Annotated in this window: 17 protein-coding genes and 1 tRNA gene; 6 read left to right on the top strand and 12 right to left on the bottom strand. The window is 63.2% G+C overall.

The window, feature by feature from the left end; all coding sequences use genetic code 11:
• Positions 1 to 12: 12 nt before the first annotated feature.
• Entirely contained in the window at positions 13 to 11,049 is an 11,037-nt protein-coding gene (locus HCO70_RS17770; protein WP_216665497.1) for a cadherin-like domain-containing protein, read from the top strand.
• Positions 11,050 to 11,298: 249 nt separating this feature from the next.
• On the opposite strand, the gene HCO70_RS17765 is transcribed toward HCO70_RS17770, so the two are convergent.
• The 3 genes from HCO70_RS17765 to HCO70_RS17755 all read right to left on the bottom strand — a co-directional run bounded on the left by HCO70_RS17765 (position 11,299) and on the right by HCO70_RS17755 (position 13,768).
• Positions 11,299 to 11,976 (bottom strand): sulfotransferase family 2 domain-containing protein, encoded by a 678-nt coding sequence (locus HCO70_RS17765; protein ID WP_172298645.1) that lies wholly within the window; start codon positions 11,974 to 11,976, stop codon positions 11,299 to 11,301.
• Between the two features lie 691 nt (positions 11,977 to 12,667).
• Positions 12,668 to 12,744 (bottom strand) — tRNA-Pro (locus HCO70_RS17760).
• A 46-nt stretch (positions 12,745 to 12,790) separates the two neighbouring features.
• The gene (locus HCO70_RS17755) at positions 12,791 to 13,768 is read right to left on the bottom strand and encodes a DMT family transporter (RefSeq protein WP_172298643.1); all 978 of its coding nucleotides are present in this window, start codon (positions 13,766 to 13,768) and stop codon (positions 12,791 to 12,793) included.
• A 132-nt stretch (positions 13,769 to 13,900) separates the two neighbouring features.
• Here HCO70_RS17755 and HCO70_RS17750 point away from each other — a divergent pair, with 132 nt between their 5' ends.
• Positions 13,901 to 14,338 (top strand): Rrf2 family transcriptional regulator, encoded by a 438-nt coding sequence (locus tag HCO70_RS17750; protein ID WP_172298641.1) that lies wholly within the window; start codon positions 13,901 to 13,903, stop codon positions 14,336 to 14,338.
• A gap of 5 nt (positions 14,339 to 14,343) precedes the next feature.
• Positions 14,344 to 15,225, top strand: coding sequence for an NAD(P)/FAD-dependent oxidoreductase (locus HCO70_RS17745; RefSeq protein ID WP_172298639.1), 882 nt, complete (start codon positions 14,344 to 14,346; stop codon positions 15,223 to 15,225).
• Between the two features lie 43 nt (positions 15,226 to 15,268).
• On the opposite strand, the gene HCO70_RS17740 is transcribed toward HCO70_RS17745, so the two are convergent.
• The 3 genes from HCO70_RS17740 to HCO70_RS17730 form a co-directional block, all read right to left on the bottom strand.
• Positions 15,269 to 16,252, bottom strand: a complete 984-nt coding sequence (locus tag HCO70_RS17740) for a hypothetical protein (RefSeq protein WP_172298637.1) — start codon at positions 16,250 to 16,252, stop codon at positions 15,269 to 15,271.
• Between the two features lie 297 nt (positions 16,253 to 16,549).
• Positions 16,550 to 17,653: a 3-isopropylmalate dehydrogenase gene (leuB, locus tag HCO70_RS17735; RefSeq protein WP_172298635.1), complete on the bottom strand. Its 1,104-nt coding sequence runs from the start codon at positions 17,651 to 17,653 to the stop codon at positions 16,550 to 16,552.
• 65 nt (positions 17,654 to 17,718) lie between these two features.
• A complete protein-coding gene (locus tag HCO70_RS17730) occupies positions 17,719 to 18,609 on the bottom strand; it encodes a LysR family transcriptional regulator (RefSeq protein WP_172298633.1) in 891 nt (296 codons plus the stop codon).
• A gap of 109 nt (positions 18,610 to 18,718) precedes the next feature.
• Between HCO70_RS17730 and HCO70_RS17725 the strand changes: the two genes are divergently transcribed.
• Positions 18,719 to 19,609 (top strand): NAD-dependent epimerase/dehydratase family protein, encoded by an 891-nt coding sequence (locus HCO70_RS17725; protein WP_172298631.1) that lies wholly within the window; start codon positions 18,719 to 18,721, stop codon positions 19,607 to 19,609.
• Here HCO70_RS17725 and HCO70_RS17720 read toward each other — a convergent pair.
• The 3 genes from HCO70_RS17720 to leuD form a co-directional block, all read right to left on the bottom strand.
• Positions 19,606 to 20,628 (bottom strand): endonuclease/exonuclease/phosphatase family protein, encoded by a 1,023-nt coding sequence (locus tag HCO70_RS17720; protein WP_172298629.1) that lies wholly within the window; start codon positions 20,626 to 20,628, stop codon positions 19,606 to 19,608. The two genes, HCO70_RS17725 and HCO70_RS17720, sit on opposite strands and share 4 nt — an antisense overlap.
• Before the next feature lie 68 nt (positions 20,629 to 20,696).
• The gene (locus HCO70_RS17715) at positions 20,697 to 21,503 is read right to left on the bottom strand and encodes a hypothetical protein (protein WP_253913355.1); all 807 of its coding nucleotides are present in this window, start codon (positions 21,501 to 21,503) and stop codon (positions 20,697 to 20,699) included.
• A gap of 283 nt (positions 21,504 to 21,786) precedes the next feature.
• Positions 21,787 to 22,392, bottom strand: a complete 606-nt coding sequence (leuD, locus tag HCO70_RS17710) for a 3-isopropylmalate dehydratase small subunit (RefSeq protein WP_172298625.1) — start codon at positions 22,390 to 22,392, stop codon at positions 21,787 to 21,789.
• 136 nt (positions 22,393 to 22,528) lie between these two features.
• Between leuD and HCO70_RS17705 the strand changes: the two genes are divergently transcribed.
• Positions 22,529 to 22,804 carry a hypothetical protein gene (locus HCO70_RS17705; RefSeq protein WP_172298623.1) on the top strand — a complete coding sequence of 92 codons (276 nt, stop codon included), beginning with the start codon at positions 22,529 to 22,531 and terminating at the stop codon, positions 22,802 to 22,804.
• 81 nt (positions 22,805 to 22,885) lie between these two features.
• Positions 22,886 to 23,416: a hypothetical protein gene (locus HCO70_RS17700; RefSeq protein WP_172298621.1), complete on the top strand. Its 531-nt coding sequence runs from the start codon at positions 22,886 to 22,888 to the stop codon at positions 23,414 to 23,416.
• A 26-nt stretch (positions 23,417 to 23,442) separates the two neighbouring features.
• Here HCO70_RS17700 and leuC read toward each other — a convergent pair whose 3' ends face one another.
• The 3 genes from leuC to HCO70_RS17685 all read right to left on the bottom strand — a co-directional run bounded on the left by leuC (position 23,443) and on the right by HCO70_RS17685 (position 26,139).
• Entirely contained in the window at positions 23,443 to 24,849 is a 1,407-nt protein-coding gene (leuC, locus tag HCO70_RS17695; protein ID WP_172298619.1) for a 3-isopropylmalate dehydratase large subunit, read from the bottom strand.
• Between the two features lie 219 nt (positions 24,850 to 25,068).
• Positions 25,069 to 25,611 carry a hypothetical protein gene (locus HCO70_RS17690; protein ID WP_172298617.1) on the bottom strand — a complete coding sequence of 181 codons (543 nt, stop codon included), beginning with the start codon at positions 25,609 to 25,611 and terminating at the stop codon, positions 25,069 to 25,071.
• A 153-nt stretch (positions 25,612 to 25,764) separates the two neighbouring features.
• On the bottom strand, positions 25,765 to 26,139 hold the full coding sequence (locus tag HCO70_RS17685; protein WP_172298615.1) for a VOC family protein: 375 nt from the start codon (positions 26,137 to 26,139) through the stop codon (positions 25,765 to 25,767).
• Positions 26,140 to 26,141 lie beyond the last annotated feature (2 nt).

The following is a 26,141-nucleotide window of genomic DNA, read 5'->3' as shown; positions in this document are numbered from 1 at the left end:
GACGGCCCCGGCGTGATCGATCTGACCGAGACGGACGCGCCGGTCGACTGGCGCCCGTCGGATGCGCTTGAGCCTCAGGCGACCGATATCGACGGGTCGGAAAGCATTGTGAACGTCGTCTTCACCATGCCGGGCCTGCCGCCGGGCACGCTGGTGTCGACGGATAACGGCGCGACGTTCACCGCCAGTGCCGGGACCTACAGCTTCTCGGGCACGCTGGCCGAATACGACAGCATCGTCATCCGCCTGCCCACCGATTTCTCCACCCAGAACCCGCTGACGGATCTGGTGGGCACGGTGACCGCGACCACCGACGAGGGCGGCACCGCCACGGAAACGTTCGAGGTGAACGTCGCCTACGAACTGGACGTGACCGTGACCGCTCCGGCGCTGATCTCGGATACCGAGGACAGCGCCGGTGGCGATGGCTCCGGCGTGGTCGTGGATCTCGGCATCTTCGTCGAAGCCACGGATCAGGACGGATCGGAAGACGGCACTCTCGTCGCGATCCAGTTCACCGGGGTTCCGCCCGGCGGCGTCTTTTCCACCGGCGTCTACGGCTCGGTCAGCGGCCTCTGGCTCGGCAGCATGGCACAGGCGAACGCGCTGACGCTGACCCTGCCGGGGGACTATTCCGGTACCATCACCTCGTCGATCACCGCGATCAGCCCGGAAGGCGTCACCGGGGCGGTGTCGCAATCCATCGTCATCGATCCGGCCGGCGACATCGACTTCGACATCGATCCGCTGGTGACCGCCGAAACCGACGCCGCGGTCACGGTCAATCCGTCGGCCTCGTGGCAGGTCTCGGTCAGCGACTTCGATCCGTCGCTGCCGCTGGAGGTGCTCGAAACCGTCACCCTCACGCTCGACGGCCTGCCGCCGGGCATGCTGGCGACCGGCGTGCCGGCGGGCACGATCACCTACGACGCTGTCGCGGGTGGGACGTTGCAGTTCACCGGCACCGCCGCCGAATACGCGGCCCTGCAGCTTGTCTTCCCCGCCGACTACTCCACCGAGAGCCCGCTCGCCAACGGCACCGGCATCCTCACCGGCACGCTCTTCGCCACCTCGAACGAGGATCCCGTCGGCCAGACCACGCCCGTCACGCTGCAGATCACCGCCGAAGGCGACGTGACAATCGACGGCCCCGGCGTGATCGATCTGACCGAGACGGACGCGCCGGTCGACTGGCGCCCGTCGGATGCGCTTGAGCCTCAGGCGACCGATATCGACGGGTCGGAAAGCATTGTGAACGTCGTCTTCACCATGCCGGGCCTGCCGCCGGGCACGCTGGTGTCGACGGATAACGGCGCGACGTTCACCGCCAGTGCCGGGACCTACAGCTTCTCGGGCACGCTGGCCGAATACGACAGCATCGTCATCCGCCTGCCCACCGATTTCTCCACCCAGAACCCGCTGACGGATCTGGTGGGCACGGTGACCGCGACCACCGACGAGGGCGGCACCGCCACGGAAACGTTCGAGGTGAACGTCGCCTACGAACTGGACGTGACCGTGACCGCTCCGGCGCTGATCTCGGATACCGAGGACAGCGCCGGTGGCGATGGCTCCGGCGTGGTCGTGGATCTCGGCATCTTCGTCGAAGCCACGGATCAGGACGGATCGGAAGACGGCACTCTCGTCGCGATCCAGTTCACCGGGGTTCCGCCCGGCGGCGTCTTTTCCACCGGCGTCTACGGCTCGGTCAGCGGCCTCTGGCTCGGCAGCATGGCACAGGCGAACGCGCTGACGCTGACCCTGCCGGGGGACTATTCCGGTACCATCACCTCGTCGATCACCGCGATCAGCCCGGAAGGCGTCACCGGGGCGGTGTCGCAATCCATCGTCATCGATCCGGCCGGCGACATCGACTTCGACATCGATCCGCTGGTGACCGCCGAAACCGACGCCGCGGTCACGGTCAATCCGTCGGCCTCGTGGCAGGTCTCGGTCAGCGACTTCGATCCGTCGCTGCCGCTGGAGGTGCTCGAAACCGTCACCCTCACGCTCGACGGCCTGCCGCCGGGCATGCTGGCGACCGGCGTGCCGGCGGGCACGATCACCTACGACGCTGTCGCGGGTGGGACGCTGCAGTTCACCGGCACCGCCGCCGAATACGCGGCCCTGCAGCTCGTCTTCCCCGCCGACTACTCCACCGAGAGCCCGCTCGCCAACGGCACCGGCATCCTCACCGGCACGCTCTTCGCGACCTCGAACGAGGATCCCACCGGCCAGACCACGCCCGTCACGCTGCAGATCACCGCCGAAGGCGACGTCACGATAGATGACAGCCTGACGGATACCGTTCCCGACGAAACCGATGCCGCAACCCTGATCCGGCCGGTGGAGCTGTTGCTGCCACAGGTGACGGATGCCGACGGCTCCGAAAGCCTTGAGGAACTGGTCCTGCAGATCGCGGGGCTGCCGACATTTACCGGCGGCACCGACGCGGCGGACATTCTACTGAACGCGCCCGCTGGCACCTATTCGTTCGCCACCGCTGCTGACGGATCGACGACGCTGACCATCACCCTGGACGCAGCGACGGTCGGGGACGTCGAGACCGCCTACGCGGCACTGGACTTCACCTTGCCCGGAGATTTCTCCACCGCCAACCGGTCAGACCTGACCGGTGCGACGGCGCTTCCGCTGACTTTCACGCTGACGGTCCAGACGGATGAGGACGCGGACATTTCGACGGACACCGGAATCGACGGCCAGGCAACCGCCGTGCGCGTCGTCGATATCGATTTCGAGGAAGACATCGAACTGACCGGACCGGCCGTCATCGACGCGGTCGAGGATGACGGCGACACCACCACCGTGCCGCCGCCCGGTGTCACCGTGGATCTCGACATCCAGCTGACGATCGACGACGCCGACGGCTCCGAAACCGAAGACCCGACCGATCCCGTTTTCGCCCCCACGGTCTCGGTGACCTTTACCGATCTTCCGGTCGGGGCGGCCGTGAACACCGGAATGCTCACCGGCGACACCTGGACCGGCAGCGTGGCCGAGATCAACGATCTCGCCCTCATCCTGCCCGGGGACTACGCCGGCACCATCTTCGCGACCACGCAGGTTACCACTCTGGAAGGCAACGAGGCCCTGTTGCAGGTCATCAATGTCGAGCCGGTGCCGGACGTGATCGTCGATGGCGAGATCCTCGATCAGGAAACCGACGCCGCCCTTGCGATGCGGCTCGGAGACTACGGCACGATCGACGACAGCGATCCAAGCGAGACCCTGACACCCGTTTCGGTCGAGATCACCAACGTGCCCACAGGCTTCTTCGCGACCCTGTACGGGACACAGGTCGGCACCGTCACCGGCACCACGTTCACCTGGACGCCCCCGGATCTGACCTCGCTTCTGGACCTGACGATGGTGTTCCCGCAGGACTATTCCACGGAAAGCCCCGCAAGCGCGCCGCAGCCGGTGTTCGAGGCGGTCCTGGATGTGGAGCAGGCAGGGACGACAACGCAAAGAACGATCGTCGGACCCATAACGATCACGCCGGAAGGCGATATCGACGTTCCGGACGCGACGCTCGCGCTGCAAGAGACCGATGCCGTGCTGGAGTTCAAGCCCTCCGACCAGATCTTGCCGGTGGCGACGGATATCGACGGCTCGGAAAGCGTGACGGTCATCGGCATCGCGTTCACGGGCCTGCCGGCGGGCACGGAATACTCGCTGGATGGTATCGCCTTCACCGCGGCGACGGCCGATCTGAACCTGACCGGTACACCCGCCCAGTACGCCGCCCTGGTAATCCGCCTTCCCGCCGATTTCTCGACGGAAAGTCCGGGCTCGACAATCACCGCGACCGTCGGCGGCGCCACGGATGAGGGCGGGGTGGATTTCGGCACTCTGACGATCACCGTGGATGCGGAAGGCGACCTGGCGATGTCCGGCACGGGCATCATCGCGCTAAGCGAAAACGACACACCAGGCGACACGGACGAGGATGCGACGACCCAGGTTCCCGTGACCTTTGCGCTCGTCGATGCCATCCAGGGTGCCGCAAGCGATGCGGATGGTTCCGAATCCGTGGCCGAAGTGGTCGTCGTATTCAACGCACTGCCTACGGGAACTGAGTATTCCATCGATGGCGGCGCGACGTTCCTGACCTTCCCGGTCGGTGGTTTGCCGGTTCTGACGGCGGCAGAATACGCCGACCTCGTGATCCTTCTGCCGGACGATTTCTCATCCGAGACCGGCATCACCGGCACCGTGACATTCACCACCGACGAGGCGATCCTGAACGGCGAGACGGATGTCGACGCAACCGACGGGATTGCCACGCGCGCATTTACGGTCACGGTCGCGTCCGAGGCGGATGTTCAGATCACCGCAGCCGACATCACCGAGATAGAGGATTACGGCAGCCCCATTCCGCTGGATCTGGGCGCAGCGGTGACCGATATCGACGGCTCGGAATCGATCACGGAAATTACCGTCGCCTTCGCCGGACTTCCCACGAACGGGCAGACCATTCTTTCCGACGGCACCGGCACACCCGTTATCCTCACCGGCCCGAGCCAGACGATCACGGTCACACTGGCGCAACTGCAGAACCTGACGGTCGAAAGCTTCCCCGAGCATTTCTCGGGCGTCATCGATGCGACTGTCACCGTGGTTACGGACGAGGGCGATCCGGCCGGCACCTCCGAAGCGTTCCAGCTGAACATCACGCCAGTTGCGGAACCGACCATCGCACTTTCCGTCGATACGACGCCGGCGCCTGTTACCTCGCCATCCGCGGATCAGTATGTCGTTAAGGAAGACAACAGCTTCAGCCTGCAGATCGACGCACAAACGCCCGACACCGACGGGTCCGAAAGCCTTACGCAGATCGTCATCGAAAACGTTCCGACCGGCTGGATTCCGGCAGGCACCGTCGATCCGGGGCTCTTTTCCGGCGCGGGTACCGGCTTGATCGACAGTGCGGTGATGTCCGGAACGACGCTGACGATCCAGCTGGCCCCGGATGTAACTACCTTCCAGGTAACGCTTCTTGTCACTCCGCTGGAAAACGACGACCGCGATGTCGCGACCATCGTTGGCGGAGACCTGATCGCGACCGTTACCTCAGAGGATACCGCGACCGGGCTCGCAACCGACACCGCGACCGCGACAGACGAGGTGGATGTCGATGTCGATGCCGTCGTGGACAATGCCAGCGCGGTGATCAACAGCGTGACCGCGAACGAAAACACGACGGGCACGCGCACCGTCGATCTGAACCTGTCCAACCTGTCCCTTCAGGATACCGACGGGTCAGAGACCATCAGTTCGGCCACCGCGACCTTCACCATTGCCACGGCGTCGGATGGGTTCGATCCCTCCGACACGTCGCAGTTGCTGGTCTCGGTCCCGACCGGCGTCGCCGGATACATCCAGATCACGCAGACAGGCAGCACCACGGACAGCGTGAGCTATTCGTTCATTCCGACTGCGGGCACGACCAATGCCGAATTCACCAGCGCCATCGAAGCCCTGCAGGTGACCTATCCTGAACACTTCAGCGGCGTGACCACGGTGGACGTGGGCCTTTCCTGGAACGAGACGACAACAGGCGACGTCGAAACCGACACCTCCGACAACTTCATCAGCGGCAGCGCGCAACAGACCATCGTCATCAGTCCCGTTGCCGAAGCGCAGCTTGACGCCGGAGTCTTCGTTCTGACCTCGGACGAGGTCGCAACCGGCAGCGCGATCCGGGTCGATGCGCCGACAGTCGAGGATGGAACCGTTTCGGGCGCGGAAATCCTGACACTTCTCGAAAGCACCGCCGATGGCTCCGGGCCCGGCCAGGTGGAACTGTTCGTCGGCCTTTCCGGGTCGACACCCGATCTGGACGGGTCAGAGCAGCTGCAGTCCTTCACCATCGAGAATGTGCCGGAAGACTGGATCGCGGCCTACGTCACCGGAAGCGACATCGAACGCGGCGCGTTCTTCGACGCGACGGGCACGGCCGCGATTTCCGACGCCGAATACGCGAAAATTCAAAGCGCGACCTACGATGCCACGACCGGCACAGTCCTGATCACCATGGCGGACGACGTGTTGGCGTTCGATGCCGCGCTGCAGCTGACGCCGACACTCTACGAGGATTATGACGTCGACAGGTCCGATACGGATCCGTTCACCTCCGCCGGCGCGTTCTTCGGCGATGACCTGACGATCTCGCTTCAGACCACGGACACGAACACCGCAACGACCGACGACAAGACCGTTGCGGCCGAGCTTGACGTCGATACGGACCCCGTCAACAACTTCGCCCCGATCGTCAGCCCGCCGAACGGCAACGAACAGGTCATTGACGACGCAGGCGGCATCTGGGCGTTCTCGCTCGATCCGTTCCTTCCGGATATGGACGGATCCGAGCAGGTGACGGCAGTCGTCTTCCGCAACGTGCCCAGCTCGATCACCATCTACGTCACCGACGTGAACGATCCGACCGGCCCGAAAGTGCCGGCATTGATTACCCAGCTGAATTCCCCGGCCGGCTTCAGCACCTGGAGCCTGGAAGCGAATACAGCAGCGGGGGTTTACCAGTGGCAGGATATCGAGGTTCGCGGCATTCCCACCCACTGGTCCGGCACGTTCGTCGAAGCGATTGACGTGGTCACCACAGAGTCGGACGGCGGCGGCACCCGCGTCACGGACGGAGACGTTCCTCTCAACATCGATCCCGTGGTCGACGGCGGCGATCCGTCGGAAACGGTGTCGACCCAGGAAGACACCGCGGTTCAGGTCGTCATCGACGGCAACATCATCGACAACGCCACGAATTCGCCCGGCTCGCCAGAAGCTCTGCTCGACTTCGTCGTGCTGGAGAACGTGCAGGCGGATTCCTTCGGCCGGCTGCCACGGTTCTTTGTCGGGGACCCGGCATCCGGCGGAACGGAAATTTCCGTCAGCGCTGGAGGCGAAGTCCTGCTGACCCCGGATCAGGCCGCGAATCTCTGGGTTCTCCCCGGCGAGGACAGCAACGAGGACGCGGTGTTCGACGTCCGCGTGCTGTACTACGAAACCACGGATACGACCGAGAATGTCGTGGTTACCGGCACCATAACCGTCAACGTCCAGGGCATCGCCGATCCGGCAGTTGTGATCGTGCAGGAAGACGACCCCTCCGCGACCGCCGGCGGGATCGCGCAAGGCGATATCCACCCCGACTTCTTCCCGGCCACGGAATACGAGCATGTCTACGGTTACGCCGGCGTGGACGATGTGCCTTTCCTGCTTCGCTGGCGACTGACCGACGACGCGTTGCAGAACGGCGCCGACCTGACGACCACGCTATTCGAAAGCGCCACGTCCCTTGACGGGTACATGACAGAAGTCACCGACGGGTCCGGCAATTTCGACGGATCGGAGACGCTCTATTACTTCATCACCGGGGTAGATCCCGACACGGCCCTTGTCGGCGCGAACCTCGCCGGCACGTCGCCGACGGAAGGCGACAGCTACATCGTCACCGCGGATCAGCTTGGATCGCTGCGTTTCGTACCCGACGCCGTCGTCGAAGTGACCTATTACAACCTTCAGATCCACGCCGTGGTGCTGGAAGACGACCAGCCGATTGGAACGCTGCCCAACACCTCGACGGCAGACAACCTTGCATATCTTGACGGTTTGCCGGGAGGGTCCGTGACAACCGCCGATTTCTCGGTCGTGGTCATTCCCGATCCTGCCCGTGGTGGCCTGCCCTGTACGCCAGAGCAGGAAATCGGCCTGCCGACGATCTCGCTGGTCGGCAGCGGCGACGAAGACACCGTCATCGCCTTCAAGCTCCAGCTCACGCCGGACGGCACCTACAACACCATCTCCGACCTCTCCAACCTGCCGAATTTCGTGGTGGGAGACCTCACGCTGACGCTCGATCTGCCGGATGGCGCAACACTGTCCAGCGATCCGCCCGGTGCGGTCCTGATCGACCCCGTGAATGGAACCTGGCTGGTGGATTTCGCCGCACTGGGCGTCGATCCGACCGATCCGACGCAGACGGAGGGGAGCCTCCTGTTCACGCCGCCCGAGCATCAGTCGAGTCCCGACAACCCCTTCACGACCGCCGAAACCCTTGGGCCCGACGATCCCTATGACGGCCTGGACGGCATCGAGTACACGTTGACGCTCAAAAACTACAACTGCAACGTCCAGACCGACTCCGGCACGCAGGTCTTCCCGATCGTCATCAACCCGGTCGTCGACGGGCCCGATATCACCATCGGGTCCTCCGGCAGCTTCGACGAGGATACCGACTACGACCTCGACCTGCAGATCGGCGAGATCGACGGCGGCGAAAGACTGATCGGGGATGTCGAGATCACGGTGACCGGCGGAGGCACCTCCGGCGTCACCCTGCGCGACGCGGGCGGCAACCTTCTGACTCCGGACGCGTCCGGCGTCTACACCGTGGCGCCCGCGGATATTGCGGGAATCACTCTGCGCCCGACCGAGCATTACAGCGGTTCGGTCACGATAGAGGTTTCCGCGACATCGCAGGACATCAACGGCGACACGCTGACAGCCCAGGCAACGCGCGTGGTGAATGTGGAGGCCGTGGCCGACCAGCCGGTGATCACCTTCGACGACACCGTTATCGACCCCGATACGGGTGTCGCCTATGTCGATAACAGCGGCACGATCCCGGTGGTCACCATCGTCGAGGATCAGGCATTCACGCTCGCGGATATCGTAAGTGCCGACACGCCCGATCTCGACGGGTCCGAGACGATTTCCATCGTCATTTCCGGCGTTCCGGATTACCTGGATATCACCGGCCCAAGCGGCAGCGGCTTCATCGATAATGGCGACGGAAGCTACACGATTTCGCGCGGCGCGTTTTCGCAGGTGCAGTTCCAGCTTGCCGACGAGCACGCGCGGACCCCGGATGCGCTCGATGCGACGCTGCCCAGCGAGATACCGCTGCAGATCACCGTCACGACTCTCGAACTTTCGAACTCGGATACCGCTTCGACCACGATGGATTTCGCGATCAAGGTCCGTCCTGACGCCGACCTCCCGACCGTGACCGTCAGCGTTGCGCCGACCACAGGCACCGAAGATCAGCCGACACCCTACGAACTGACCATCGAAGCGACGACCCCGGACCCCCACGAGACGATCTATTTCGAGATCAGCGAGCCGTCCAGCGGCGCCATCTATCTGGATGGCACCGCGCTAGTGCCGTCCGGCGGCGTGGTCACGATTCCCGGCACGACCGCCGGTGGCGGGACAAGCTTTGTGCCCGACGGGACCGTGACCTTCATCCCCGGCGCGGATTTCGGAGGCGACGTGTCGCTAGAGGTCTTCGCCGTATCCTCGGACGCCGATATCGCGTCCAGCTTCGTGGACGAGCAGCGGTCTCTGCCCGCGGATCTGCCCCTTGCAATCACGCCGACGGAGGATCTCGATCTGACCGTGCTGGTGCCCGACGTGGACCTGCAGGAAACCGATGCCACGGTCACCTATTCGCCGTCGGCCGATTTCGACATCTCCGTGACGGACACCGACGGGTCCGAAGTCGTGGAAACGGTCACATACACCATCGATACCGTCCCAGACGGAACCACCTATACCGTGGGCGGCGGCACGCCGGTGGCAACATCCGGCACGCTCGTATTCACCGGAACGCAGGCGGAATTCGATACGCTCGAAATTCAGTTTCCCGCCGATTACGCGACGAACGGCACCGATCTTACCGGCAGCCTGAATGTCACGACCAACGAAGGCGGCGATGAAACCGGGACCTTCAGTATATCCATCGACGGAGAGCTCGATCTGACCGCGACCAACACGACGCCGATAGCCGTGGCGGAGGCCGGCACCTCGATCGTTGTCGATTTCGGTATCAGCGCGCTCGTGACCGACACGCAGGCAACGCCTTCCGAGACGCTCGAGGAAGTGGTCATAACGTTCGGCTCCGCGGTTCCGGCAGCGGCCGCTGCCTCCGACGGCACCTTCGACGCGACGCGCACGGTTCTGACGCTAACCCGGGGCGCCACCGACACGGCGACATTCGCGGCGATGGTCGCCGGCCTCGCGCTGACATTTCCGGCAGGGTCGGCAGAGGCCCTGGACGGTGTCATCAGCGTCTCGACGAACCATGGGACCGGAACTGACCTGCCCTTCGCCATCACGCTGAACCAGGCCCCGACCGTCAGCGCGCAGGTATCCGTCGAAACCAACGAGACGGTTTTCGAAATCACTTTTGCCGACCTGCTGGCAAACGCCAGCGATCCCGAGGGCGATACGATGACCATCGCGAACCCGGCCTCGGCCGATCCGGATGTGACTGTGACCCTGCTTGCCAGCAGCGTGCAGATTTCCGTTCCGGCCGGGTATGTCGGCGTCACCTCTCTGACCTACGACATCGTCGACGACGGCACGCCGGCCGCCAGCACGCTCACGTCGGCCAGCCTCGACATAGATACGATGCAGATGACCGTGATCGGCACGGCGCCGGGCGGTCAGCAACTGATGTCCGACGTCACCGGCGGGGCTGGCGTCAGCGATATCGCCACCGCGACGGCATTGGACGATGCGGTGATCTACGATGCGACACGGCCATATGCAGAAGTCGAAGGATTCTCGATGCTGGCCGGCGACGACCTTGTCGACCTGTCCGGCGCAACAACCGGCTTCACGATCGACGGGGGGGCCGGGGCAGACACGCTGATCGGCACCGCTCAGGCGGATATCCTCATTGGCGGCACCGGCGCCGATGAACTGGAAGGCGGCGGCGGGGCCGACGTGTTTTCGCTCACCGACCTCACAGCTGCCGATGTCATCAGCGACTATGTCTCGCCCAGCGCGTCACCCGCCGAATACGACCAGGTGGACCTGACCACCCTCGTTCAGCTCCTGGCCGGCGAAGTCGCGGCAGACCGCATTGGCTACGACAACGTCGGCGGCACGCTCGAGGTCGACGGAACCGCCGTGGCGCAACTGACGACCCCTGCGGCCGGGATTCCCGATCAGGTGGAAGCGATCTTCCTCGATGCCGCCGGTGTGCAGCAGACCGCCGTGATCTAGCGGAGTGCCGGACGACGGCCCCTCAAGACAAACGGCTTGTGATGCGGGGGGCCCGGATCGGAGGCGGAACCCCCAATCAGATCATCCGTAATCAGTGGTGAAATGGTTGGGCTGGCGAGATTCGAACTCACGCCCCTGCCTCCCGAAGACAGCCCTAACGCACTTGGCCCGTCTTGAGGGAATGATTCCGGCACGGTTCGTCGGCACTCAGACCCCGGCACGCCTTTCAGTGACTTTGTGGACCCTCCACTACGACGGTACATCCATCGAATACCCAAAGCTCTCGAAGTCGCTCTTGAACTGGTTTCGAACCTGGGAGATTGCGTCGTCGTCGTAATACTCGGAAAGTGGAATGCCTTTATGGCGGCGCTGCTGGGTCTTCCAATCGTGCAGGCCGGCCGGATCGAAGGTCTCGCCCCACGATTCGAACAGGCGGCTGAGGTCGTCAGTCATGGTTTCATAGCGAATGACGAAAGCCTTAAACTTGCCTGCGCGAACTCGGTAGAACTGGAGGTCTGTCGGCAACTGCGGTCGCATCAGGATCCAACGCCGGAACAGCCACTGCGCTTGATCGAAGTCGTCTTCCAAGCCCTCCCGGACATGCTTGGGCATGACATGCCAGAACCAGGAAACCACCTTGTCGAACGGATTCCGCACCGCATAGATCTTCTCGTAGCGGCGGAATGTGCCGGCACCCAGATAGTCCTTCACTGCCTGTGCCGATGAATGGGCCCACAACAGATCATCAGACTTTCCACCACCAGCGCGCGCGGCGATGACGCCGTATTCCGTCGATAGAAAAGGTCTATAGTGCTCGATCTTATGACCAGGCGGTGCGCAGAAGCGCTCTAGTGCGCCCTCGATCGTCGTGCTGGCAGTCTTTCTGGTCTTTAGGTAGATGAACTTGTTCGTATGCGATACCAGCATTCCTGCCGCCCCTTCTGCCTACTGGCCACAGATCACCCTTGAAACGCTTTCCGTCGCCAGACGCAAGGCGAATGCCTCCCTTTTCAAACTTAGGCTGTTTGTAGGACGAAACCGCAACGGCGACACTTGGTCCCGTTAACAATGTCGCGGTCTTTTTCTGTACCCATTCACTACAGATCGTGGCCGAACAACTTGCAGAACAATCGCCTCGGCATTCCCCCCAAAGATGGATGGATCGGCACCGACCGCGGCATCGTCTTCCGGAAGGCCAGGATCCTGCGCGGCGAAAAAGACAAAGGGGAAGTGGCAACCCTCGCGGCTGCCTCGCATGCCGCTATCTCACGCGCGCTGCTGAGAAATGCTACGCGAACGGGTTGTCCGGCCCCGGGGATCCTGCTGCAGGCCGATCAAAACGACGTGGCGCATGCTCGCGGCTGGCGCGAACATGACGGGCGTGACGCCTCGCGTCCTAGAAAATACGGCGATTCCTTGGGCAACGCACCGCGACGTCCCCTTGGCCGATGGCGCACGCGTCTTCGGAACGACCGTGGCCAAACGGCAATCGAAGCAACTGCGCCATCACCCTTGTTTTCAAGTGGAAACAGCAGCGGCCATCGACGGGCGACGAAGGGTATCTCGGCGCTTCCGGTGCGAAGGCGGAAATATTGGAAGCGGAGGCGCGCGATTAAATTGGTCGGAGTGGCGAGATTCGAACTCACGACCCCTGCCTCCCGAAGACAGTGCTCTACCAGGCTGAGCTACACTCCGACCGTGGCGGGTGCAGTACCGAGTCGCGCGGCCTTTTGCAATACCCTCAATGCGTGCTCTGAACGCTGCGCCGGCCGATCCGGTGAAGGACCGACATTCGCGGTGTCGTGCCGGTCTCTACGCGCGAACGCGCGCGCAGAACCGGGGTGACCCGCGACATCCCGCCAAGGCTCTCGCGCAGCACGATATACAGGCCGCTTGCGATGATGATCCCGGCACCGATCCAGGTCATCGTGTCGACGGATTCACCGAAGAAATAGAACCCGTAGATCGCCGCCCAGACCATCTGCGAATACTGCATCGGGGCGACGATGGCGGCGTCGCCGGCCTTGTAGGCCTGGATCATCAGCAGCCCCGCGACAAAGGCCAGCACCGCCATCAGGCCGACAAGTCCCAGGTGATGCACTTCCATCGGCCGGTAGACGAAGGGCAGGACCGACGCCATCACCAGAAAGTTCGCCATCATCGGGTACAGAAGCAGCACCGCGTTGCGCTCGTCCTGCCCGATCTTGCGCACGATGATCGACACGAGGGACCCGGTACAGGCCCCGGTCAGCGCCGCGATATGCCCAAGCGTGAACTCCGACGCGCCCGGCCGCAGAACCACCAGAACGCCCACCAGCCCGACCGCCACCGCCGCCCAGCGGTGCCGACCCACATGTTCCCCGAGGATCGGGATCGACAGCACCGTGATCAGCAGCGGCATCGCGAAGATGATCGCGTAAACCTCGGCCAGCGGCAGCGTCGCGAAGGCGTAGAAAATGCACAGCCCAGTCACCACCGCCGACGCCGTCCTCAAGGCTGTCCACCACGGATGCACCGGAATCAGCGTGCCCGCGTTCGTGTCCCGCATCAGCATCAGCATCACCAGCGGGAAGCTCAGCAGCACACTGAAAAAGATGATCTGAAACGTCGCGAACTGCGCGCCGAGCGATTTGACCACCACGTCGTGGGTGGCGAATAGCGCAAAGCCCGCCAAGGCGAAGGCCGCGCCGCGCAAGTTCGATTTTGCCGCGTCATGCATGAAGTTACGTCCCGGGGTGTTATCGCGAACAATGGCGTATTCCGGGATACCGTCAAGGCACACCGGCCGGTCTTTTTTCCGCCAGCAATTTGACGCTTCCCATCTGATCGGAATCGTAATATCTAAAGTTACATGAAACGCGACAGCCGACTTTCTTCCGTTCTCCATGCCCTGCTTCATATGTCCGAACAGGACGGCCCGGTCACGTCAGAGGTTCTGGCCGACTGCATGCGCACCAACCCAGTCGTGGTCCGCCGCACCATGGGCCTGTTGCGCAAGGCCGGCTACGTGTCCTCCGCCAAGGGCCATGCCGGGGGCTGGACGATCTCCTGCGACCTCGAAAAGCTGACGCTCCGCCAGCTGCACGAAGCGCTGGGGGAACCCGCCGTCTTCGCCATCGGCAACCGGACAGAGACGCCGGACTGCCTGGTAGAGCAATCGGTGAACGCCATCCTCGACGAGACCTTCGCCGAGGCAGAGGCGCTGCTGCTGAACCGTTTCGCCGCCATCACGCTGGCCGATCTGGCCCGCGAGTTCACAAGCCGTCACAAGCGGTACCGAGAAGGATAGACAGAATGACCCATGACGTGATCGTCATCGGGGGCAGCTACGCCGGAATGGCAGCCGCCCTGCAGATCGCCCGTGCCCGCCGCAACGTCCTCGTCATCGACGCCGGACAGCGCCGGAACCGCTTCGCCGCCCATTCCCACGGCTTCCTCGGGCAGGACGGCGCCGATCCCGCGCAGATCGCAGAGACCGCCAAGGCGCAGCTCCTCGCCTACCCCACCCTCGCCTGGGCCGACGGTTCGGCCACCAATGCCCGCGCCACCGGTGACGGCTATGCAGTGAGGCTGCCCGACGGCAGCGAAGCCACCGCCAGACGGCTCGTCCTCGCCACCGGCGTGACCGACACGCTGCCCGACATTCCCGGCCTCGCCGAACGCTGGGGCCGCCACATCTTCCACTGCCCGTACTGCCACGGCTACGAACAGGGTGGCGGCGCCATCGGCATCATCGCCACCGGCCCGATGGCGGTGCATCAGGCCGAACTGCTGACCGACTGGGGAACCGTCACCCTTCTGACCAACGACGTCTTCACCCCCGACGCCGACCAGCGCCGCACCTTCGAGGCGCGCGGCATCACGGTAGAGCCCACCCCCATCGCCGCCCTCGAAGGCAGCGCCGACGTGCGCCTTGCCGATGGCCGCACGCTCTCCTTCGCCGGCCTCTTCACCGCCACCCGGACGCAACCTTCGTCCGGCATCGCCGAAACGCTCGGCTGCGCCATGGACGAAGCGCCGATGGGCACACAGGTCCGGGTGGACGAGATGAAGCAGACCAGCCTTCCCGGCGTCTTCGCCTGCGGCGACCTGTCATCGGGGATGCACTCCGTCTCCCTCGCCATCGGCGCCGGCGCGCTCGCCGGCGTCATGGCGCACAGGTCGCTGGTGTTCTGAACGGATGGCGAGGCATAACGCGGTTCCGTGCGCGCTCTGCGCTCTACGAGTCAGTCATGGCAGCCCAGTAACGCTCGGCGACAATGCGCATGTCGGATGACCTTTCCGACAGCTCATCCATGTTCGGGTAGCTAAATAGTGCCGTGCCATGCACACCGGGGGCCAACTCAAAATGCGCTTGGCAATGTTTACCACCCCAGACGTCCATGCAGTGGAGCGAAAGGCCTTCTTCACCCGTTTCCAGGTAGGACCACTTGTCGGAATCCGATCTATCAGCTCGCTCGCTCGATTTACTGGAAAAACGCAGCTTGGTGGCATCGCTCGCCTCGCACCACACGCTACCCCACAGATCCTGCCGCACATCGCACCAGGCCGCGATCCTGTCGTGAGTCAGACAGCCGCGATCACACTCGACCGCCTTGCCGGACAGGTCTATCTCCTCGAACTCGGCGTCCGCAGCCCCCAAATCTGTCAGCCCCGGAAACTCCGAGAATTTCGACTTGCAGCGCGTGATGTCCTTCGAATCTGGTCTCACGCACTGATAGAAAAGTTCGATCTGCGGACTGGCTGGAAGCCGGATGAGGTGATCGCCGAACATTCCCTCTACAGTGGTTAGCTGAAATTCCGCAAAGTCTCTTGCTGCCTGCGCCTCATCCGCCGCCTTCCTTGCATCGACAAGGTGTTTCGCAAAAACTGCCAGACCGGTCGGCAGCACCAGCAAAAGGAGAGCAATCGAAAATTGCCAGCGTCTGCGAGGCACGAACCGCCTGAGCATTGATCCGGCGAAAGAGCTCAAACTGGCCAGGAACAGGAAAAATGCGAAGCCTACAGGCAGTACCATTTCGTATGGAGCAAGGCCGCCCGGCCGATTTGCCAATCCAACGACGACGAATACCAGCAATACGCTCAGGATGATCGGGGCGATACCACGTATCTGCGGCTCCTCACCGCGCAGCGGGGCCACAAGCCTCCACCCCATCGGGACGGCAAAGACCGCCAACAGGCAAAGAACTAGACTTGTGAACATCTACCGTTCCGCTCAATGTCGGTGGGAACGGTTTAAGCATTGAATGTGGTGATCATACGGCAGTCACCAATGTCCCAGCGGACCCGTTTCGCGCCGCTCAATTGGAATATCGTGCCGCTCGGTCAGCCCTCTCATTGGTATTTGACACGGTTGTCGCAAACTCCATCGGCGCGAAGTGGACCCGCCCCTTGGCCCCGGCGCCGCGACAACGTCCCCAAACAGACGTTTGCGCTAACATGCCTGAAATCAATGACTTGAAAGGCGTCCCCATGGGGACGCCCCTTTTCCGGCCCCGATTCAGACCTCTCCCAGCGCCTTCACGATGGCATCGCCCATCTCTCCGGTCGACACCGGCGCGACGCCCTCCTGCCCCAGCAGGTCCGCCGTCCGCAGCCCGTCCGCCAGCACCTTCTCGACCGCCTTCTCCACCCGCGTGGCCTCGTCGCCCTTGTCGAAGGAATACCGCAGCGCCATGGCGAAGCTCAGGATGCAGGCGATCGGGTTCGCCTTGCCCTGCCCCGCGATGTCCGGCGCCGAGCCATGCACCGGCTCATAGAGTGCCTTCGGCCGCCCGTTCGCCATCGGCGCCCCCAGCGAGGCCGACGGCAGCATCCCCAGCGACCCCGTCAGCATCGCCGCCAGATCCGACAAAAGGTCGCCGAACAGGTTGTCCGTCACGATCACGTCGAACTGCTTGGGCCAGCGCGTCAGCTGCATCGCCCCCGCATCGGCATACATGTGCGACAGCTCGACGTCCGGATACTCGGCGGCATGCACCTCGGTCACGACATCGCGCCACAGCACGCCCGATTCCATCACGTTGGCCTTCTCCATCGAGCAGACCTTGTTGTCCCGCTTCCGCGCCAGTTCAAACGCCGACCGCGCCACCCGCGCGATCTCGCTCTCGGTATAGCGCTGGGTGTTGATCCCCACCCGCTCGTTGCCTTCCTTGAACACGCCCCGCGGCTCGCCGAAATAGACGCCGGAAGTCAGTTCCCGCACGATCATGATGTCGAGCCCGCCGACCACATCCGCCTTCAGCGAAGAGAAATCGGCGAGGGCGTCAAAGCACTGCGCCGGCCGCAGGTTGGCATAGAGGTCCATCTCCTTCCGCAGCCGAAGCAGGCCCCGCTCCGGCTTCACGCTGAAGTCCAGGCTGTCGTATTTCGGCCCGCCAACGGCGCCCAGCAGGACGGCATCCACCTCCTGCGCCTTCGCCATCGTCTCGTCGGTCAGCGGCGTGCCATGCGCGTCATAAGCGCAGCCGCCCACCAGATCCTCGCTGACATCGAAGGCCATGCCGCGGTTCTCGGCGAACCAGTCGATGACCTTGCGCACCTCGGCCATGACCTCGGGGCCGATGCCATCACCGGGCAGGATCAGAAGCGAGGGGTTGGACATGGCGGGTTCCCTTCCGTGCATGGGTTTCTTTTCCGGCAATCGCCTATCCCGGCACCGCCGGAGGGTCAAGAAACCAACGGCATCAGACCCTCCGCCAACCGATCCCAGACCAGCCGGATCCGCGGTGTATGTCGCATCGCCTCGTGCGCGGTCAGCCAGACCGGCAGCTCGGGAAAGGGAAAGTCCAGATCCAGCTCCTCGACCAATGGGTCGGCCCGGCCAACGGCCTGCTGCGCGAAACCGACGCCCGCACCCATGCGCACCAGCTGCCATTGGGCGATGTGGTCGTCACAGCGGGTCGAAAACCATTCCCTGTCGACATCGCGCCCAGCCTCGCGGAACCCTTCCAGGATCAGCGGGTCGGTGTCGAACCCGACCACGTCGTGTTCCATCAGCGTGTCCGCCGTCGGCCGCCCCCGCCGCGCGATGTAGCTTTTCGCGGCAAATGCGGCGAGCGGTATCTCCCCCAAGTGCCGGGCCACCAGATCAAGCTGCGTCGGCCGGTACATGCGCACCGCGATATCTGCCTCGCGGTAAAGAAGGTTGCGGCTGCTGTCCGTCGCCACCAGTTCGACCGAAATCTCGGGGTGATCTGACCGCACCCCCGCAAGGATCGCCGGCAGGTGGTGCACCGACATGGCAACGCTTGCGGTTATCCGCACGGTACCGCGGATATCCTGTTCCTGACCGGCCGCCGTCATCGCCATCTCGCGCGTGGCCTCGCGCATCGCCCGGGCGGGCGGCAACATCGACTCTGCCAGCGAGGTCAGCGCCAGTCCGCGCGGTCGCCGCTGCACCAGTTCTGCGCCAAGCTGTTCCTCCAGCGCACGGATCTGACGGCCGACGGTCGGCTGGCTTGTCCCCAGTTCTCGCGCGGCGGCGGACAGGCTGCCTGTTTCGGCCACAGCCAGGAAAGCCTGGACCAGGGACCAGTCGATGCGGTGCAACTCATCCATTCAATAATGAATAGCATACCTGCAAATTCTCGCAATTCTCATTCACCGGAGAATGCGCCAGATTTCTCCCATCGAAACAGACCCACCACACCAATCAAGGATATTCGACATGACCAAGATAGTTCTACTCGCCGGCGCATCGGGCAAGATCGGGCGCAACTCTGAAAGAGCCTTCAAGGCCGCTGGCTGGACCGTACGCCGGTTCAAGCGGGGAACCGACATGACCGTCGCCGCAAGGGGCGTGGACGTGATCGTCAACGGGATGAACCCGCCGAAGTACCACGACTGGGCCAACATCATTCCCAAGATCACCAAACAGGTGCTGGAGGCCGCCAAAGCCAACGGCTGCACGGTAATTATCCCCGGCAATCTCTACAATTTCGGCGACAACCGCGACGGCGAGTGGTCTGAGACCACGCCACATACGCCGATCACCCGCAAGGGCCGCATCCGCGAAGAGATGGAGCAGGCCTATCGCGAAAGCGGTGTGCAAACGATCATCCTGCGGGCCGGGAACTACATCGACCCGAAAAGCGAGGATGACGTGATGAGCGAGGTGACCCTGCGGGCGCAGTCCAAGGGCAAATTCACCACCGCCGGTAAACCGGATGCAGTGCAGAACTGGTGCTACCTGCCCGACTGGGCCCGTGCCGCCGCGGCGCTTTCGGACAAACGGCATGAACTGGCACAGTTCGTGGATGTGCCATTCCCCGGTTACAGCCTGTCCGGCACCGAGTTGAAAGCGAAGATCGAGGCCCTGACCGGCCGGCGCCTCAAGACGGTGCAGTTTCCCTGGGTTATCATGCAGCTCTTGTCGCCAGTCTGGGAAATGGCGCGCGAACTGCTAGAGATGCGCTATCTCTTCGATCTCGACCACAGTCTGTCGGACCGGCGGATGAAGACGTTGCTGCCGGGCTTCCAGTATACGCCGCTCGACGACGCGTTGAGCGCCAAGCTCGGCCTCCAAACGGCCAAGCCTGCGCTGCGCGTTGCAGCCTAGAAGGCCAGGTCGACCCAGACCATCCTGTGACGGGGCACGTCCTCGCCCTCGACCAAGGGCCGCAGCGGGTCATCCGTCACCGGCCAGAACACGCCCGACGCCGCCACCTTCAGCGCGGCGTCGGGCAACACGTAACTGACACGCAGGTTGCCCGGCCCGCTCTCGTCGCTCCAGTCCGCCGTATCCAGCGCCGGATCGCCGCGATGCCCGGCATTCGCGCCGCCCTGAAGCGCGGCCGCCTCGGCACCGCCTGCGCTCACCGGCCCGGGATCGCGCAGCCGGTCATGCCTCAACAAACCGCCCACGCCTTCATGCAGACCGTCGCCGTCTTCCGGGTCGAGATTGGCATTGCCCATGACGACGACCGGGGTTTCAGGCGGCTGATCGTCCAGTGAGCCATCCAAGTAATGCACCCACAGCGTCGCTTCGTCGTGGTTTCGCTTGCCGTTCCTGTCCTCTGGCCCGTCGAAAACCGGCGGGCCGGCGGCGAAGCAAAGCAGGTTCAGGATCGCTCCGGACGGCAGAACGACGGGGACATCCCAATGCCCGGTCTGCGACAGGCGCTGCACCTCAAGCGCCTCTATCGAGGGAAACGGCTTACCGTCCGCTTCGGGCAGCAACGCACCGGGAAGCTCCGTCCAAAGCAGAGTAGAGAAATCGCGCACCCGATCCTCCTGAACCTGCAGACGCGATAAAAGCAGCATCCCACCCTGCCCGGCGAAATTACCGTATCCCTGCGCATCGCGCGGACCGCCCAGACGTCCGTCGCCGTCCATGTCCAGGCCGGTCGCCATGCCGCTGTTTGGCCGCATCGCAAACCGATATGGATAGGCTGCGCCCGCTTCGGCCAGCCGCCCTACCAGCGCGCCGGCCGCCGTCAGTCCCGCGTCCCAGTCAAACCCGGTCAGAAGCAGGATGTCTGGCGACATCTCGGCCACCGTCCCGACAACGCTTGCCACATCTTCGGCTTCTCCCTGAAGCAGGTCACGCAGCAGCAGCCCCGGGCCGCGCCGCTGCATCTCGACATGCCAAGTCGCGATCCGCAGCGTTTCCGCTGAGGCGCTACATACACCTAGGAAAAGAAGGATCAGGCCGGCTGCAACGCCTGACGCGCCTGCGCGGTCTTTGCGCGCTTGCGTTCGATCATCTCCGCGATCCGCGCCATCGCCAGACCGCGCATCAGAAGACTTGCAGGAAGAAACGCCCATGCCGCCACGATCCAGACCATCGACTGCGGGTTGTCGAGCGTCACCGGTCCAAACAGGGACTCAGACGCCTTCAACGCCGCCGGGATCATGAATGGCATGGTAAATCCTACCACAATGTTAAAGCGCGCATCGCGCTCCAGGCGGGCGACCACGTCGCCGCCGGTGGTGGGGTCGAAAGTGGGCAGGTTCACCCAGACATTGAACGGTCCGCGGTTCAGCGGCCAGTTGCGGATCCGGACGAAGAAATAGAACACCGCCAGCGTCAGCATCGAGATGAAATAGCTGATACCGGCGGCCATGCGCACACGACCGACATGTTCAGAGATCGTGTCGTCGGGCAGCAGCAGCAGGATCTGGCGCACAGGGCTGTAGGGGAAGTCGATCGCCTCTCCGATTCCGGTTCCGAAATCGGTGATCGCGTCGGTCACTGCGGACGGGTTGGTTTCGCCCCGCACGACCATAGAGATCAGGAACACGATCAGGAACAGAGAGATGAAGCGCAGGCGATTGAATGGCGGTGCGTTCCGGAATTCGACGATGCCGGGATAGACGGAGGCGTATTCAAAGATGGTCAGGGCGGCGGCAAAGATCGAAAGGAGCGCCACGATCTGCGTCACATCCGAGCTGACATCCGGAAGAAGCAGCGAAGGCGTTGCGACAAGCAACACTACCAGGATCGCGCGCAACAATGCGCCTGCTAGCCGTGAAATCACCGCTGTGCACCCTCGAACTGGACGGAGGCGGTGCCTTGCCACCTCCTTGTTCCAACTTGATCCCGTCGATTGTGACGGTTCGCCTCAAACTCGCCCAATTTCTGCCTACTTTCAATTTAGCCAGCAAGTGTCTGGAAAAGGTAACAAAAAGAATCGGGCCTTTTCGTGGAACAAGTGGTGCGCTATTGCATCAATTTAGCAGCGGGCTGGGGCCCCCGGCGAAAGGTGGCCCCAGATATAGTGGTTTTGGCGAATTTCAGACCCAAGGCCGACTTTGTTCCATTCCAGTCTCGTATGCGTCAATTGCCGCCGCTTTTTCCAAAGTCAGGCCAATATCGTCGAGACCATTCAATAGGCAATGCTTCCGGAACGGGTCGATTTCGAACTTGATCACCTCACCGTCAGAAGTCGTGATCTCCTGATTTTCAAGGTCGATCGTCATCCGCGCATTGGCTCCCTTCTCGGCGTCCTTCATCAGGATATCGACCTGCTCCTGCGGCAGCGGGATCGGAAGAATCCCGTTCTTGAAGCAGTTGTTGAAGAAGATATCGGCGAAGCTCGGCGCGATCACACAGCGGATTCCAAAGTCCTTGATCGCCCAGGGCGCATGCTCGCGCGACGAACCGCAGCCAAAGTTGTCGCCACCCACAAGGATCTCCGCCTCGCGGTACTGCGGCTTGTTCAGCACGAAATCGGGAACCTCGTTTCCTTCTCGGTCATACCGCATCTCGTCGAACAGGTTAACGCCAAGGCCTTCGCGCTTGATCGTCTTCAGGAACTGTTTCGGGATGATCATGTCGGTGTCGACATTGATCAGCGGCAGCGGCGCGGCAATCCCGGTCAGCGTGGTGAATTTGTCCATCTTGTTTACTCCCGGCCCGACTGGACCCTGAATTGCAGATAACACGGCGCGGCCTCCGCGCCGATATGTCGTATAACTGTCATGCGGCAGCCCTAAGAGGGTCCGACACGGAACGGACCCGGGAAGGACCCGCCAAATGGCCAACTACACAGCCAGCCTGATGCACGGCAATCGCGACGCCGAAGGCGTGCGAACCTTCGAGGGGCCCGAGGACCTGATGAGCCAGTCGCCCGTCCGCGTGATGCGGGCTTTCATGGACTGGGTCGACGCGCATTCCGGCCTCGATCACATCGACTTCGAGCTGAACGCCGCGATGAAGAGCAAAGACGGCAAGACCGTGACGGCGCTTGGCAACCTGATCTTCGATGGCAACAGCGAGCAGCCGTTCATCTGCATGATCACCAAGACCTGACCGCAGCCCGCCACGATGTTTTTTGAACTCTGCCCCCGGCAGCGCCGTCTGACGTTCAGACGCTGCCAAGGAGCAAGGTTCATGCCGTTCGTGATTGCCGGTCTCGGTGCCCTGATCGCCCTTTACTACTTCTTCCTGCGTGCCAGCAGCGCGGCACATCTGGCGTCGGACCTTCTGGGCGCCGCCACCGATGTCGGCCTTGCGGCCCACCGCTTCCGGTTCCGGCAAAAGGCCAACACCCATCCCGTAGAAAGCATCGAGGATGAGCGCATCGCCATTGCCGGCCTGGCCGCAGCCTTCCTCGAACTCGACATGCTGCCGACGAAGGAAAAGCAGGAACGGCTGACCCGCGAGATCCGTTACGTGCTGGACGTCACCGGCCCCGAGGCGGTCGAGCTTCTGGTACTGGGCCGCTGGCTGGTCGGGCAATGCGGCACGGTGGATTCGGCGATCGCACGGCTGTCCCGCAAGCTCTTCAAGCTGTCGGGCTCGGCCGCCGTCACGCCGCTGCTGACCATCGTCCGCAACACGCTTGCGCCCGAGGGCGAAACGCTGAACGACCGGCAGTGCGGCGCGCTGGCCGATGTCAGCCGAGCGCTCCGAATCCACTGACGCCGCCGCCCCGAAGGGCGGCCACATCACTGCAGATCCCGCACATCCGTCAGTTTCCCCGTCACCGCCGCAGCGGCGGCCATGGCGGGGGACATCAGGTGGGTGCGGCCCTTGTAGCCCTGCCTTCCCTCGAAGTTCCGGTTCGACGTGGACGCACAGCGCTCGCCCGGGGCCAGCTGGTCCGGGTTCATCGCCAGGCACATGGAACAGCCCGCAAGCCGCCATTCGAACCCGGCATCGATGAAGATCTCGGCCAGGCCCTCTTCTTCGGCCTGGGCACGGACAAGGCCGGAACCCGGAACGACCATGGCGCGAAGACCTTCCTTGATCTTCTTGCCCTTCAGGATCGCGGCCGCGGCGCGCAGGTCCTCGATCCGGCCATTGGTGCACGAGCCGATAAAGACGGTGTCGATCTCGACATCCGAAAGCTTTTGTCCGGGCGTCAGGCCCATGTATTCGATGGACCGTTTGGCCGCTTCGACCTTGCCGCCCTTGAAATCCTCGGGCGCCGGTACGACCGCGGTGATCGGCAGCACGTCCTCGGGAGAGGTGCCCCATGTCACGACCGGGGCGATATCCTCGCCCTTGATGGTCACGACCTTGTCCCAATGCGCGTCGTCATCGGAATAAAGCGTCTTCCACCAGTTCATCGCCGCTTCCCACTGCGCGCCTTTCGGAGCATGGGCCCGGCCCTTGACGTAGTCGAAGGTCTTCTCGTCCGGTGCGATCAGGCCGGCGCGGGCGCCGCCCTCGATCGCCATGTTGCAGACGGTCATCCGGCCTTCCATCGACAGATCGCGGATCGCCTCGCCGCAATATTCGATGACATACCCGGTGCCGCCGGCGGTGCCGGTCGCGCCTATCACCGAAAGGGTGATGTCCTTGGCGGTCACACCGGGGTTCAGCTTGCCGGTGATCTCTACCTTCATGTTCTTGGATTTCTTCTGGATCAGCGTCTGTGTGGCGAGCACATGCTCCACCTCCGACGTACCGATCCCATGCGCCAGCGCGCCGAAGGCGCCATGCGTAGCCGTATGCGAGTCGCCGCAAACCACGGTCATGCCCGGCAGGGTCCAACCGTTTTCGGGCCCGACGATGTGAACGATGCCCTGACGGACGTCGGACACGGGATAATAGTGGATCCCGAAATCCTTGGCGTTCTTGTCCAGCGCATCGACCTGGATACGGCTTTCCTCGTTCATGCCGCCATTCGCGCGGTCCAGCGTGGTCGGCACGTTGTGATCCGGCACCGCGATGGTCTTATCGGGCGCACGCACGCTGCGGCCCGACATGCGCAGACCTTCAAAAGCCTGCGGGCTTGTCACTTCATGTACCAGATGGCGGTCGATATATAGCAGGGACGTGCCGTCTTCCGCTTCATGCACCAGATGGGCGTCCCAGATCTTGTCATAGAGTGTCTTCGGAGCGGTCATGGTTCCTCTCTCCGTGGATGGTTCTTGTCTCGGGGATTTCGGGGAGTGGCGCAGCCTTATAGGCGGGCGAGCACCGTCCGGGTCGCACCGTGGAACCGTTCGCGCAGGCGCACGCGGTCGCCGAGATCGAACACAAGATTCATGCACGCCCAGATACGCCGCATCGGGCCGCTATTCAAGGCAATACACTCGGGTAAGGCAAATCCACGGTATCTGCCGTCAGCGTTCGCCAGTCGACGGCCGGCCACCTGGCTCAGCCCGCACCCGAGAGATAACGCGGCCGCCGGCGATCGGACAAACCGCACAAAGACAGGAAGCGGCCGGCGCCGTGCCTTCCCCGGTAACATGATGCACGGGGCAACACCCACCGGAACCGGTCAGTCGGCGCAACCGGTCGCAGGCTGTGACCACGTCTTCCACGAGTTCGACGCTAATGAACGGACTGACGACCGACTGCGACAGGTAGACACGACCGATCGAGTGGCCGAGCGAACCGAAAGGCGCGCTGATAAGGATAGGAAGTGTCCGCCCCGCCACCTCGGCCGCACCGTTGGCGAAGTTCAGGAACCGGACGCACCGGGGATAGATCTCCGGATAGTCGATAACCAGTCGCAGATCGAAATACACGACCGTCGGTAGCATCTTGACGAATAGCTGTGCCGAAGCATCCCGCGCTTCGTCCAGTTCGACGTCACTCACGTAGCCCCACACGGCAATTGACAGTATCCCGCTTTCCGGTTGGTAAATCTGATCCAGCGGCAAGATGTGTTCCTCCAGCGATTACCCCCCAGGAACCGTCGCGAGTTTCGTCAGGAAACGTACCCGCCAGAGACCGAAAGCCTCTCGATCAGTAATTACAGGATTCATGATGAATCCGTCCAACACGTTGAACGTTTAAGGTTAATGCCGCAGCCGTCAGATCGCCGGCTGGATCAGGTCCCAGCGATTGCCCCACGGATCGCGGAATACGGCAACCGTACCGTAAGGCTCTTCTCTGGGTCTTTCCTCGAAAAATCCGCCGGCGGCGCGTATGCGAGCGGCATCGCCTGCAAAATCGGTTGTGGTCAGGAAAAAACCTACCCGGCCTCCTGTCTGAAAGCCGATGGCCTCGGCCTGATCGTCCACGGCGCGGGCCAACAGGATATCCGAGCCGCCGCCGGGCGGGCGTATCACGACCCAGCGCTTTTCCCCCTGATCCGTATCTTCGATCAGGTCGAAACCAAGCGCCGTGAAAAAGGCGATGGCTTCATCGTAGTCCGGAACCAGAAGGGCGATCAGACTCAGGCGCATGG

Origin of the sequence: Pseudoruegeria sp. HB172150, assembly GCF_013184805.1 — a bacterium.
In the GTDB taxonomy this organism is placed as follows: domain Bacteria; phylum Pseudomonadota; class Alphaproteobacteria; order Rhodobacterales; family Rhodobacteraceae; genus Psychromarinibacter.
Note: the sequence above shows the minus strand (reverse complement) of the source record. Positions and strands in the feature narration are given on the sequence as shown.